Origin of the sequence: Paenibacillus sp. 2TAF8 (genome assembly GCF_052114825.1) — a bacterium.
GTDB lineage: Bacteria > Bacillota > Bacilli > Paenibacillales > Paenibacillaceae > Paenibacillus.
This window is the reverse complement of sequence record NZ_JBFRFN010000032.1, coordinates 39,441-52,533: the sequence shown is the minus strand read 5'-3', so window position 1 is coordinate 52,533 and position 13,093 is coordinate 39,441. Positions and strand designations below refer to the sequence as shown.

Annotated in this window: 9 protein-coding genes and 1 tRNA gene; 8 read left to right on the top strand and 2 right to left on the bottom strand. The window is 46.1% G+C overall.

Translation table 11 applies throughout. The features are described from left to right. Positions 1-1,013 (bottom strand): IS3 family transposase gene (locus AB4Z30_RS27975; RefSeq protein ID WP_441930873.1). Its coding sequence is split into 2 segments (ribosomal slippage), with 1,014 coding nucleotides annotated over them: positions 1-764 and positions 764-1,013; the frame shifts between segments, so codons are not numbered across the junction. This gene is flagged as partial in the annotation. 417 nt (positions 1,014-1,430) lie between these two features. Further along, a tRNA-Arg gene (locus tag AB4Z30_RS27970) sits at positions 1,431-1,504 on the bottom strand. Positions 1,505-1,828: 324 nt separating this feature from the next. Here AB4Z30_RS27970 and AB4Z30_RS27965 point away from each other — a divergent pair. From AB4Z30_RS27965 to yihA, 8 genes are all read left to right on the top strand, one after another. Continuing rightward, positions 1,829-2,671 carry a hypothetical protein gene (locus tag AB4Z30_RS27965; protein WP_441930871.1) on the top strand — a complete coding sequence of 281 codons (843 nt, stop codon included), beginning with the start codon at positions 1,829-1,831 and terminating at the stop codon, positions 2,669-2,671. A gap of 135 nt (positions 2,672-2,806) precedes the next feature. Then, positions 2,807-4,147, top strand: coding sequence for a trigger factor (gene tig, locus AB4Z30_RS27960; RefSeq protein WP_441930869.1), 1,341 nt, complete (start codon positions 2,807-2,809; stop codon positions 4,145-4,147). Between the two features lie 383 nt (positions 4,148-4,530). After that, positions 4,531-5,121 carry an ATP-dependent Clp endopeptidase proteolytic subunit ClpP gene (clpP, locus tag AB4Z30_RS27955; RefSeq protein ID WP_090919143.1) on the top strand — a complete coding sequence of 197 codons (591 nt, stop codon included), beginning with the start codon at positions 4,531-4,533 and terminating at the stop codon, positions 5,119-5,121. Positions 5,122-5,133: 12 nt separating this feature from the next. Continuing rightward, the gene (gene clpX, locus AB4Z30_RS27950; protein ID WP_434749705.1) at positions 5,134-6,387 is read left to right on the top strand and encodes an ATP-dependent protease ATP-binding subunit ClpX; all 1,254 of its coding nucleotides are present in this window, start codon (positions 5,134-5,136) and stop codon (positions 6,385-6,387) included. A 120-nt stretch (positions 6,388-6,507) separates the two neighbouring features. Then, positions 6,508-7,605: a flavodoxin-dependent (E)-4-hydroxy-3-methylbut-2-enyl-diphosphate synthase gene (gene ispG, locus AB4Z30_RS27945; RefSeq protein WP_441930866.1), complete on the top strand. Its 1,098-nt coding sequence runs from the start codon at positions 6,508-6,510 to the stop codon at positions 7,603-7,605. 240 nt (positions 7,606-7,845) lie between these two features. Then, complete coding sequence (gene lonB / locus AB4Z30_RS27940; protein WP_441930864.1) at positions 7,846-9,603, top strand: ATP-dependent protease LonB; 1,758 nt, start codon at positions 7,846-7,848, stop codon at positions 9,601-9,603. Positions 9,604-9,689: 86 nt separating this feature from the next. Further along, positions 9,690-12,029: an endopeptidase La gene (lon, locus tag AB4Z30_RS27935; RefSeq protein ID WP_441930862.1), complete on the top strand. Its 2,340-nt coding sequence runs from the start codon at positions 9,690-9,692 to the stop codon at positions 12,027-12,029. 253 nt (positions 12,030-12,282) lie between these two features. After that, positions 12,283-12,948, top strand: a complete 666-nt coding sequence (gene yihA / locus AB4Z30_RS27930; protein ID WP_441930860.1) for a ribosome biogenesis GTP-binding protein YihA/YsxC — start codon at positions 12,283-12,285, stop codon at positions 12,946-12,948. Positions 12,949-13,093: the final 145 nt, after the last annotated feature.

Sequence of the window (13,093 nt, the reverse complement as noted above, 5' to 3'; positions counted from 1 at the left end):
CAGTTCTAAATGACGAAGGCTTCTAAATTCCATCTGGTACATAAACTCCGTTTTCATGACCTTGTAGGTGGCTTCGGCCACGGCATTATCGTAGGGACATCCTTTCTTGCTGAGTGATCGACCAATACCAAATGTACCTAGAAGCTGGTCCATCGTGTGATTTTTAAACTCACTTCCACGATCGGTATGAAACCACTGGATTTGGCTCAAGTCGCCTTCTACCGTTGCAAAGGCACGTGAAACCAGAGCAGCGTCCTTATGTGGACCTGCACTGTGGCCAATGATCTCGCGATTGAACAGGTCAATGAGGACACAAACGTAATGCCAGCGATATCCGACCTTCACATACGTGAGATCGCTTACCACGAAGCGCTTTGCTTCCGTCTGGTCAAACTTACGATCGAGCTCATTCGCAATTGTCGCCTCATTACAGGCCGTTTTATTTGGCTTAAACTGGGCAATCGTATACGTGGAGACGAGACCTTGTTCTTGCATGATTCGACCAATACGACGTCTGGAGACGATGAATCCTCGTTCCTGAAGTTTGGTTTTGATTTTTCGTGTACCGTAAGCTTTTCGGTTTTTGTGAAAGATACTCACAATAGCTGCCGTGAGCTCATCTTCACGTGGCGCTTCTTTCATTTCATAATAGAAGGTACTTTTAGCGATTTCGAGGACGCTGCACATTGCTGATACCGAGTATTTATCACGGTTATTCTGGATGATAGCTACTTTCGTCCCATGATCAGCGCGGCTTGCTTTAAAATGTCGTTCTCCATTAGGAGACGCTGGTTTTCTTTTCGTAAGGCGATAAGCTCATTTTCTTCAGGCGAACGATTGTCTTTTTCTTTAAAAGAACCCGTGTCCTGCGATTGCTTGATCCAGCGATCTAAAGCTGAAGCTGTGAGGTCGTACTCCTCTACAATTGCAGCTCTGGGTTTGCCATTTTCATAAAGCTGCACCATCTGTTTTTTAAACTCTGTTTTAAACGTTCGTCGTTGTTGTTTGGACATGGTAGAAATCCGCTCCTTAGCTTAATAAGTTCATTCTACTAGCCCTTATTTTTTCTGTCCAACTAAGTGTAGCCGATCCAGAGCATGGTCAGCAAGATAGGGAAGGAATAAGCGTGTGGAGGCCGTATGTAGGTGTTGAACTCTAACGATCACGAGAAACCGATACTCTCCTTCCAGTCGAGACTGCGAAGTTAAAGCTTTCGATGCGGATGCTCCGACGAACCCTTGGGGTTCTCATCCCCAGAACGCAAAAAAGCTTCACGAAGGAAGCTCCTTTATATGACGTCCCAGGAGGGATACTCTCCTTCCAGTCGAGACTGCGAAGTTAAAGCTTTCGATGCGGATGCTCCGACGAACCCTTGGGGTTCTCATCCCCAGAACGCAAAAAAGCTTCCCGGAGGAAGCTCCTTTATATGACGTCCCAGGAGGGATTCGAACCCCCGACCGACGGCTTAGAAGGCCGTTGCTCTATCCTGCTGAGCTACTGAGACATGAAATTTTTCAAGCAAAAATGATTTTATCATAAATAAAAAAAAATATCAAATGTTTTATTTCAGGCTCATTTTCGTATATGATATTTGGCGGCTGCAACGTTTTTTTCTTTCTAATTAAGGTTATGTTAGAATATCAGAAGAACTCAGACAATAGATCCATATTTCGTTGATATATATCTATTCTTGGTCGATTCCAGCTGGAGATTCAGGAACAGAGGAGGTGCCCCTATCAAGGAATCCAGGACCCCGGAGACTGAACAAAATAACAATATTGTACTGTTTCCAAAAACGCTTGACTATTATCAAATCCAACTGACGGTTATGCTTGAAAATGAACGTTACGTTGAAGCAGTGGACTTGCTTCGCTTTTTGTTGCAATGCCAAGGACAGGAAGAACGTCACTATGATGAGTGGAGAGCATTGCTCGAATGGCTGCAGGCAGCATTTCCTCAATATGAAGAAATGGAAATGCCGGCAATTCGTGAAGAAGAGGAAGAAGACATCAGTGAGGAAGACATGGCGAGGCAGCATGCCAAGTTGAAACTTGCACAGGACGATGGTTATGTTGATAAGCTGCTTCGTACCGTTATGGAGGGGCCACTATCTGAACAGACGATGCTGGCACTCGAGCAACTGGCCTTTTTGGACGTTCCTAAAGTGGATGAAGAACTGATCCAGTGGTTGCAAAATAAAGCACTCCATCCTTTATTACAGTTCAGAGTGATGCAGACCTTACGTCGACGAGGGGTGCAAGATATCGTACGGTTCACAAGAGGCGAGGAAGATGTAGAGATTGAGATCGCTGATGTTCCGCTTAGACCGGAAGAATTCCCACTACAGATTGTACAGATTTTGGAGCGAGTGGCAGACCAGACGGAGGTTCATGAACCTACGCTCTTTTATTTTGCTCAGGAATTGTGGATACAGTATGTTATGGCAGTATATGGAACACGTGATTACCAGTCTATGCTGGAGCCAAATGATGCTATGGCCGACATTTGGGCTGCTGCGTTACATATGACGGTGGCAGACAGTCTTGGCGGATCGCACGATGAGGAAAATACGCGCTCAATGTATGCTGTGACTGGTGCGATGAGGTTTCGGCTTGAGCAGGCATATCGCTCTATGAAACAGTTTGTTTCTGCCGGTTTGGACGGTCATTAGAGGCCGGAAACGTTTACCTCAAACCGTATCAAGGGATTCCCCTTGAAAAAGAATGCAAACTTGTTTATACTAAAATGGTTATTTTGTACGTGATTGCCTACGTGAACATGTGAATTTTGGAGGGGAAAGTATACAATGAAAGCAACTTGGGAAAAGATAGAGAAGAACCTTGGGGTTCTTGAGGTTGAAGTCGGTGCAGAGCGTGTAACGGAAGCACTCGACAAAGCTTTTAATAAAGTGGTTAAACAAGCAAACGTACCTGGATTCCGTAAAGGTAAAGTACCACGTCCAATCTTCGAAGCTCGTTTCGGAGTAGAGAGCCTTTATCAAGAAGCAATCGACATTTTGCTTCCTGAGGCTTACACAGAAGCGATTGATCAAACGGATATCTTCCCGGTGGATCGTCCTGATGTAGACATCGAGCAATTCGGTAAAGGACAATCCTTCAAATTTAAAGCGAAAGTAACTGTGAAACCAGAAGTTACCCTGGGTGACTACAAAGGTATCGAAGTTGCTGTAGCTAAAGGTGAAGTAACGGATGCAGAAGTTGCAGAAGAGCTGGAGCGTCTGCAACAGCGTCATGCTGAGCTTGTTGTTATTGATGAAGGTGCTGCAGCGAACGGCGATGTTGCTGTAATCGACTTCGACGGTTCTGTTGATGGTGTACCTTTCGAAGGTGGACAAGCAGAGCGTTATTCTTTGGAACTGGGTTCCAACACATTCATTCCTGGCTTTGAAGAGCAAGTAGTGGGTCTGTCCACTGGCGACTTGAAAGACGTAGAAGTAACTTTCCCGGAGAGCTACCATGCAACTGAACTTGCTGGTAAACAAGCGGTATTCAAAGTGAAAGTTCACGAAATCAAACGCAAGCAACTTCCAGAACTGGATGATGAGTTTGCTAAAGATGTTAGCGAATTTGATACTCTTGAAGAATACAAAGCTGATCTCAAAACACAATTGGATTCCCGTAAAGCAGACGAGTTTAAAGCTGCTCAGGAAAATGCAGTTGTAGAAAAAGTAGCTGAGAACGCTGAAGTGGACATCCCTTCTGCAATGGTTGACAGCGAAGTACAGAACATGATGCGTGATTTCGACAACCGTCTCCGCAATCAAGGGATGAACCTTGAGATGTTCCTGAGCTTTTCCGGCCAAACTCAAGCTGACTTGAGAGCTCAAATGAATGATGATGCTTCGAAACGTGTTCGTAATAACCTGGTGCTTGAAGCAGTAGGTAAAGCGGAAAACATCGAAGTTTCCGATGAAGAAGTGAACCAAGAACTCGAGAAAATGGCTGAATCTTACAAGCGTCCTGCTGAAGAGATCCGTGGCATCCTTGAAGGTAATGGTTCCCTGGACAGCCTTCGCGATGAAGTTAAATTGCGCAAAACAATCGATGTTCTCGTTGAGAACAGTAAAGTTGTTGAGCCGGTTGAAGCTCCAGCCGAAGAAGCTGCTGCAGAAGCTGACGAAAAATAAGACAAGCTGTTTGAATTTGACAGCTGTATAAACGATAAGGCACGTGAGTTATTGCGTGCCTTATTTTTAAATTGTGACATCCATTTTATAGAAAAATGAGTATTGATATGGATTCTCATTGATCTTGTTTCTAGGTGCCCGTTTTCCGTTGATTTGATACCTTTGTTGTTGGCTGGAAATAAAAAAAGTCAATACGGCATAGGATGGGTGTAATTTGCACATACATAGAAAACATGGTTAAATATGATCAGGCTAAATCGTAAACATCCCTATGATGACGTGATTTCTGATAAATGACATTGTCACAGGAACATGTTAAAATGATTTTGGGTTTGCTTTACATTTAGCAATGTCTAATTACATGTAGAAAAGAGGTTGGTCTCATGAGTCTGGTGCCAATGGTTGTTGAACAAACCAATCGAGGCGAGCGTTCTTACGATATATATTCACGTTTGCTGAAAGATCGCATTATTTTTCTTACCAGTGCGATTGATGACGATGTAGCCAATCTTGTCATAGCTCAGCTTTTGTTTTTGGCAGCCGATGATCCTGAGAAGGATATCAGCTTGTATATTAATTCACCTGGTGGTTCTGTTACCGCAGGGATGGGTATATACGATACGATGCAATTTATCAAGCCTGATGTATCGACCATTTGCGTAGGCATGGCAGCGAGCATGGGCTCTCTTTTGCTGACCGCAGGCGCTCCTGGCAAAAGATATGCGCTTACGAACAGTGAAGTGATGATTCACCAGCCGCTTGGCGGCGTTCAGGGACAGGCTGCGGATATTAAAATCCACGCAGAATGGATTATTAAAACTCGTCAGAAACTAAATCAAATATATGTTGATCGTACAGGTCAGCCCCTTGATAAAATTGAGCGGGATACAGACCGTGACTTTTTCATGAGTGCGGAAGAAGCGAAAACGTACGGCATTATTGACCAGGTGCTCAGCAGACCGATCAATTCCTAAAGGGGTGGTTTCATGTTTAAATTTAACGATGAGAAAGGGCAACTGAAATGCTCTTTTTGCGGTAAATCTCAGGAGCAGGTTCGCAAGCTGGTCGCTGGACCAGGGGTATACATCTGTGATGAATGTATCGAACTTTGCACCGAAATCGTAGAGGAAGAACTCGGTCATGATGAAGAGTTGGACCTGAAAGATATTCCAAAGCCAAAAGAAATCCGTGATATTCTCGATCAATATGTTATTGGTCAGGACCAAGCGAAAAAATCATTGTCCGTTGCAGTGTACAACCACTACAAACGGATCAATACACAAAGCAAGATTGAGGATGTAGAGTTGTCGAAGAGTAACATTTTGCTGTTAGGACCTACGGGTTCGGGTAAAACGTTGCTTGCACAAACGATGGCGAAAATCCTGAACGTTCCTTTTGCTATTGCGGATGCAACTTCATTGACAGAAGCAGGATACGTGGGTGAGGATGTAGAAAACATTCTGCTCAAGCTGATCCAGGCAGCTGACTATGATGTAGAAAAAGCAGAACGCGGCATTATCTATATTGATGAAATTGATAAAGTGGCACGTAAATCGGAGAACCCGTCCATTACTCGTGACGTATCCGGTGAAGGTGTTCAGCAAGCTTTGCTGAAAATTCTCGAGGGTACCGTTGCTTCCGTGCCTCCACAAGGTGGTCGCAAGCATCCACATCAAGAGTTCATTCAAATTGATACTACAAACATTTTGTTCATCTGCGGTGGTGCTTTTGATGGCCTTGAGCAAATGATCAAACGCCGGATCGGTAAAAAAGTCATTGGCTTTAATGCTGCTACGGAGCAAAAAGATTTGAAACCGGGTGAATACCTGGGGATGGTATTGCCGGAAGACTTGCTGAAATTTGGCTTGATTCCGGAATTCGTAGGCCGTCTGCCAGTCATCTCTACTTTGGAGCCACTGGATGAAGATACGTTGGTACGGATTTTGTCCGAACCGAAAAACGCGCTGACGAAGCAGTATCAAAAACTGCTTGAGCTGGATAATGTCAATCTGGTGTTCGAACCGGGTGCATTGCTAGCGATTGCCAAAGAAGCAATCAAGCGTAACACGGGTGCACGTGGTTTGCGTGCAATCATTGAAGGTATCATGCTGGAAATCATGTATGAAGTGCCTTCACGTGAAGACGTAACCAGCTGTGTCATTACCGAAGAAGTTGTCGAGAAAAAAGTTGTGCCTGAACTTGGCCAATCAAAGGATGATAAGCAAGAAGAGAGTGCTTAATCAGCACATCTTCAATTGAGCTTTGAAATATAGACTTGTCAGTTCTCCACTTGGGCAGAAGGCGTATATATGGTCTTTTGTCAGAGTGGAGCTTTGACGTTGTGGGGAGAGAAATCACTCATGTATTTAAGACAGGACACCCGTCCCGTAAAAGTAGGGAACTTGACAATTGGCGGCAGTAACGAGGTTATTATTCAGAGTATGTGTACGACCAAAACAGCAGACGTTGAAGCGACAGTTGCAGAAATTTTGCGATTGGAAGAAGCTGGATGCCAAGTGGTGCGTGTAACAGTGAATAATGAGGAAGCTGCAGCAGCGATTAAGGAAATCAAGAAGCAGATTCATATCCCGCTTGTAGCGGATATTCATTTTAACTATAAGCTCGCTTTGCTTGCTATCGAGAATGGCATTGATAAAGTTCGGATCAATCCGGGCAACATCGGTAAACGTGCCAAAGTAGAAGAGGTTGTCAAAGCGTGCAAAGAAAAGGGTATTCCGATTCGGATCGGGGTAAACGCGGGTTCACTAGAGAACCATCTGCTTGAAAAGTATGGTTATCCTACAGCAGATGCTATGGTCGAAAGTGCTTTGTTCCACATTGGTATTCTGGAAGAGCTTGATTTTCACGATATCATTGTGTCACTTAAAGCATCCGATGTACCAATGGCTATCGAAGCTTATACCAAGGCGGCTCAGATTATTCCGTATCCGCTGCACCTTGGCATCACCGAGGCAGGAACACTGTTCTCGGGCACGATTAAAAGTTCCGCGGGTATGGGCGCACTTCTCTCCATGGGAATTGGTTCAACGATGCGTATTTCGCTTAGTGCCGATCCGGTAGAAGAGATTAAGGTTGCACGCGATCTGCTCAAAACCTTTGGCCTGATTTCTAATGCGGCTACACTGATCTCTTGCCCAACTTGCGGGCGTCTTGATATCGATCTTTTTTCCATCGCCAACGAAGTGGAAGAGTATATCTCTAAACTTAAGGTACCGATCAAAGTATCTGTGTTGGGTTGTGCGGTGAATGGTCCAGGCGAGGCAAAAGAAGCGGATATCGGCATTGCTGGTGCCCGTGGTGAAGGGCTTTTATTCCGTCATGGTAAAATGATTCGTAAAGTGCCGGAAGAGATCATGGTAGAAGAATTGAAAAAAGAAATCGATAAAATTGTCGAAGCATACGAAGAAACAGGTGTCATCCCTGGACGTTCGCACTAATCTTATGATGTACAATTGTTCCGAATGAACTTGTTCCTAATTTTATTCAAGCGATCGTGTTAAGTTAAATAGGTGAAATATGAAGGCCCGTCATACTTGGCGGGCTTTTTGTATGGCTACATACAATTTCTCTGGCACAAAATCCTCTTCTTCCGTTTACGTCTCGTTGAAAAGGCTATACTACCAAGTATTAGAATGATCACAGATGAGATGAAGCACAGAACAGGAGGATGTTGAAATATGGGTGACTTGGGCATGGTATTCATGTTGATACAGTTATTTTTTGGCGTGGTGATCGGGTTATACTTCTGGAATTTGCTTCGGGGCCAGAAAACAAACCGGACTGCCGTTGAGCGTGAATCAAAGAAAGAATTGGAGAAGCTCCGCAAGCTACGTTCTATCTCGCTGACCAAACCACTGGCGGAGAAGACACGTCCGGCTACCATTAACGATATTGTCGGGCAGAAAGATGGACTTCGTGCACTCAAAGCAGCATTATGCAGTGCTAATCCGCAGCATGTGATTATATACGGCCCGCCAGGAGTGGGGAAAACGGCTGCTGCAAGGGTCGTGCTGGAAGAGGCGAAAAAAAATCCGACCTCTCCATTCAAAGCCGATGCCAAATTTACAGAACTGGATGCGACAACTGCTCGCTTTGATGAGCGAGGTATCGCTGATCCGCTAATTGGTTCTGTCCATGATCCGATCTATCAGGGAGCAGGAGCCATGGGCGTGGCGGGTATTCCTCAACCGAAGCCGGGTGCGGTCACCAAAGCGCATGGCGGTATGCTTTTTATTGATGAAATTGGAGAATTACATTCTATCCAGATGAATAAGCTGTTGAAAGTACTGGAGGACCGCAAAGTCTTTTTGGAAAGTGCGTACTATAACTCGGAAGACACGCATACTCCTGCTTATATCCATGATATTTTCCAGAATGGGTTGCCGGCTGATTTTCGTCTTGTTGGAGCGACGACACGTTCCCCGCATGAGCTTCCCCCTGCTTTACGTTCACGGTGTATGGAAGTTTACTTCCGTCCATTGTTACCAGAGGAGATTGGGGAAATTGCGGAAGATGCGGTACAGAAAATCGGGTTCAGTCCTTGCCCGGATGCAGTAGATGTGGTCAAGCGATATGCGACTAATGGACGCGAAGCAGTCAACATCATTCAGCTGGCTGCTGGACTCGCGCTTACCGAAAAGCGTGAGACGCTTCAGGCTTCCGATGTAGAGTGGGTTGTCGGGAGCAGCCAGATTCAGCCAAGGCCGGATCGCAAGGTTCCTTCGAAGCCGCAGGTCGGTTTTGTCAATGGGCTTGCCGTCTACGGACCAAACATGGGCACGATTCTGGAAATCGAGGTGTCAGCTGTTCCTGCTCCGAAAGAGCAAGGCCGCATCAATATCACAGGTGTCGTGGACGAGGAAGAGATTGGAGGCGGTTCCCGCACACTCCGGCGGAAAAGTATGGCTAAAGGATCGGTTGAAAATGTGTTAACCGTATTAAAAGCGATGGGCATCCGCACGGGTGATTACGATTTACATGTGAATTTCCCGGGAGGTACGCCAATCGATGGGCCATCGGCCGGAATTGCCATGGCGACAGCGATTACTTCAGCCATTCAAGGACGCCCTGTAGACCATGAGTTGGCGATGACGGGTGAGATTAGTATCCACGGTCGTGTTAAGCCGATTGGCGGCGTGCTGGCGAAGGTAGAGGCAGCTTTCCAGGCTGGAGCGAAGACGGTTATTATACCGGCGGAAAACTGGCAGTCCATTTTTGATAATCTGGATGGTTTGCGGGTAATTCCTGTAGAAACAGTTCAGGATGTGTTCCGTGAAGTCTTTGGCTGGGAGCCGGGAGCGCAACAAGTGGAACGGCAGTTGGCGGCAGAAGAGACTGTGACACCGAAACCGGAGATTTTCCCACCGGCCTCGGCCTCTTTTTTTAGGGCAGAGTCATCTCGTCAAGAGCGAGTTACAGATTCGGGAAGCTGCTAAGCGCTTCCCTTCATTGGTTTTTTATGTGAACATTTGATAGAATAATGGATGACTACAACCTGAGAGCCATTGGAGGTGCGAAAGCGATGGGACCGAGCAAAGCGAAAGGTCGTCGTTTTCCTTTACTGCCTTTAAGAGGACTTCTCGTCTACCCGAGTATGGTGCTGCATCTCGATGTGGGCCGGGAGAAATCGGTCAAGGCTTTAGAAAAAGCGATGGTAGAAGAACATTTGATTCTCCTATGTTCCCAAGCCGAGGTAAATATTGAGGAACCTACACGAGAGGATATATTCCGCATTGGAACCGTAGCTAAGGTAAGACAGATGCTTAAGCTGCCCAACGGAACGATTCGAGTACTTGTGGAAGGCTTGGAACGGGCTGAAATTATTGAATATACGGACAACGAAGAATATTACGAGGTGCTGGCGCAAGAGCTGCCTGAGGAAGAGAATAACCATCCAGAGACGGATGCCCTCATGCGTACCGTTCTGAACCAGTTCGAGAATTATATCAATCTGTCCAAAAAAGTAACCCCCGAGACACTGGCTGCCGTGTCAGACATTGAAGAACCGGGGCGTCTTGCGGACGTTATTACAAGCCACTTGTCTTTGAAGATCAAGGACAAACAGGAAATCCTGGAGACCATTGATGTGCGTGAGCGTCTAGAGAAACTACTGGACATCCTGAACAATGAGCGTGAAGTGCTGGAACTTGAACGCAAGATCAGCCAGCGTGTGAAGAAACAGATGGAGAAAACACAGAAGGAATACTATTTGCGTGAGCAGATGAAGGCAATCCAGAAGGAACTCGGTGAAAAAGAGGGCCGTGCAGGCGAAGTGGAAGAACTTCGTAATCAGATGGAAAGTCTCGGCCTGCCGGACAAGGTGAAAGAGAAGGTTGAGAAAGAGATTGATCGATTGGAGAAAATGCCGGCAAGCTCTGCCGAGGGCGGCGTCATCCGTAACTATGTGGATTGGTTGCTAGCTCTACCTTGGAGCCAGATGACGGATGATGATCTCGATATTCAAAAGGCTGAAGAGGTGCTTAACGCAGATCACTATGGTCTCGAGAAACCCAAAGAGCGTGTACTGGAATATTTGGCTGTGCAGAAGCTTGTCAAAAAGCTTAAAGGTCCGATCCTTTGTCTGGTTGGCCCGCCAGGGGTAGGTAAAACCTCTCTTGCCCGTTCCATCGCCAGATCGCTGGGTCGGGAGTTTGTCCGGATCTCGCTCGGCGGCGTACGGGATGAAGCAGAGATTCGTGGACACCGTCGTACCTACGTAGGTGCGATGCCTGGTCGAATTATTCAAGGCATGAAAACAGCAGGATCACTTAATCCTGTATTTTTGCTCGATGAGATCGACAAGATGGCTTCCGACTTACGCGGAGATCCTTCGGCTGCATTGCTAGAGGTGCTTGATCCAGAGCAGAATAATACGTTTAGTGATCACTTTGTAGAGCTGCCGTTTGACTTATCCAACGTTATGTTTATAACTACGGCGAACACGGTGCACAACATTCCGCGTCCGCTATTAGACCGTATGGAAATGCTGAATATCCCAGGTTACACCGAGCTGGAGAAGCTGCAAATATCCAAAAATTATTTGCTGCCCAAACAGAAGAAGGATCATGGTCTGGAAGAAGACCAACTGGAAGTTCCGGAGGACAGCCTGCTTAAAGTTATTCGCGAGTATACGCGTGAATCGGGTGTGCGGAATTTGGAACAGCAAATGGCGTCGCTCTGCCGGAAAGCAGCTAAAAATATTGTATCCGGTGCAGAGGGCCAGATTGTGATCTTGCCAGATGATGTTAAAGACTATCTCGGTCCGGGCAAATTCCGGTATGGCATGGCTGAGCTGGAAGATCAAATTGGTACTGTAACAGGGCTTGCATGGACTGAGGTCGGCGGAGACACGCTTGTGATCGAAGTAACTGTGGTGCCAGGAACGGGCAAGCTGACCCTTACAGGTAAGCTGGGAGACGTAATGAAAGAATCTGCTCAGGCGGCTTTCAGTTATACACGTTCGAAAGCTGCACAGCTGGGCATTGCTTCGGATTTTCATGAGAAAAATGACATTCACATCCACGTACCGGAGGGTGCTATCCCTAAAGATGGCCCATCTGCCGGTATTACGATGGCGACTGCCTTAATCTCGGCCCTGACGAATAAACATGTGTCCAAAGACATTGCCATGACTGGTGAAATTACACTGCGCGGACGGGTGCTGCCGATTGGCGGTTTGAAAGAAAAGTCACTTGCGGCCCACCGTGCGGGTTACAAAAAAATATTATTGCCTAAGGATAACGAACGAGATCTGCGCGACATTCCAGACAGTATCAAGGAAGATGTGGAATTTGTGCCAGTAGCTCATATGGATCAGGTGTTGCAGCATGCTCTAGTGGAGCAGGCGGGCATTCATCTGTAATCTACACGTATCCGCAGGGATCGTATGGAGAGTAGACCGTTCTGCGGAAGCTTCGGCGTCCGCTGGAACGGTTTTTTTTGTTATAATCTGTTGTGATTTGGTCAAAATCGTCGTTTTTCGAGTTCAATCGTTGTTTTTTTGGTACAGGAGAAGTTTTTTTTGATATGATAGAAGGTATGATGGCATAATACGGGATGAAAATGTGGAATCGTTATGCTCGCAAGACAGGTGTTCAAGAGAGGAAAGATGCAATTTGAAAGTCAATCAATCTGAATTTATAATTAGCGCCGTTCGGCCTGAACAATATCCAGATGATGGCCTGCCGGAGGTTGCCCTGGCGGGGCGCTCCAATGTGGGCAAGTCATCACTGATTAACCGTTTGATCAATCGCAAAAATTTGGCGCGTACAAGTGCTACACCCGGTAAGACCCAGCAACTAAACTATTATAAGATCAATCAGGATCTGTATTTTGTGGATTTTCCGGGTTATGGGTACGCCAAGGTATCCAAAGAGCAACGTTTTGCCTGGGGTAAAATGATGGAAAAGTACTTGCTACAGCGCGATGAATTGAAACTTGTCATGCAGATGGTGGACATGAGGCATGAGCCGTCCAAGGAAGACAAGATGATGAATGAATGGCTACGCCATCATGGTCTGCCGCTGGTCGTTGTGGCTACGAAGATGGACAAGATTCCTAAGACTCGCAGAGCAAAGCATATTAAAGTCATCAAAGAAGCACTCGGTCTTCGCTCAGGGGACTTGTTTGTCCCTTTTTCATCCGAGGAAGGTTTGGGCAAGGAAGAGCTTTGGGATATTATTACCCGCCATGCCCGCATAGACAAATACGCACCAGTTGAAGAAGAGGCCGATCACGAGACCGGAGAAGCTGTTCAAACAGCTGAAGATGACAATCGCTAACCTAAAATATTTGAAAAACACATCATGTTTCCCGCAACTAGATAGTCATGGAATGATTCCATGGCTATTTGTTATAAGCAGTCTTGAATCGGCTTGCAAAGTCTTCGTTTCCTCGAATGTTCATCATTCCTATTCTATAACGCAT

Excerpts from the sequence above, each read along its gene's own strand:
- AB4Z30_RS27965 (WP_441930871.1), top strand. The coding sequence starts at position 1,829 with ATGCTTGAAAATGAACGTTACGTTGAAGCAGTGGACTTGCTTCGCTTT.
- tig (WP_441930869.1), top strand. The coding sequence starts at position 2,807 with ATGAAAGCAACTTGGGAAAAGATAGAGAAGAACCTTGGGGTTCTTGAG.
- clpP (WP_090919143.1), top strand. The coding sequence starts at position 4,531 with ATGAGTCTGGTGCCAATGGTTGTTGAACAAACCAATCGAGGCGAGCGT.
- clpX (WP_434749705.1), top strand. The coding sequence starts at position 5,134 with ATGTTTAAATTTAACGATGAGAAAGGGCAACTGAAATGCTCTTTTTGC.
- ispG (WP_441930866.1), top strand. The coding sequence starts at position 6,508 with ATGTATTTAAGACAGGACACCCGTCCCGTAAAAGTAGGGAACTTGACA.
- lonB (WP_441930864.1), top strand. The coding sequence starts at position 7,846 with ATGGGTGACTTGGGCATGGTATTCATGTTGATACAGTTATTTTTTGGC.
- lon (WP_441930862.1), top strand. The coding sequence starts at position 9,690 with ATGGGACCGAGCAAAGCGAAAGGTCGTCGTTTTCCTTTACTGCCTTTA.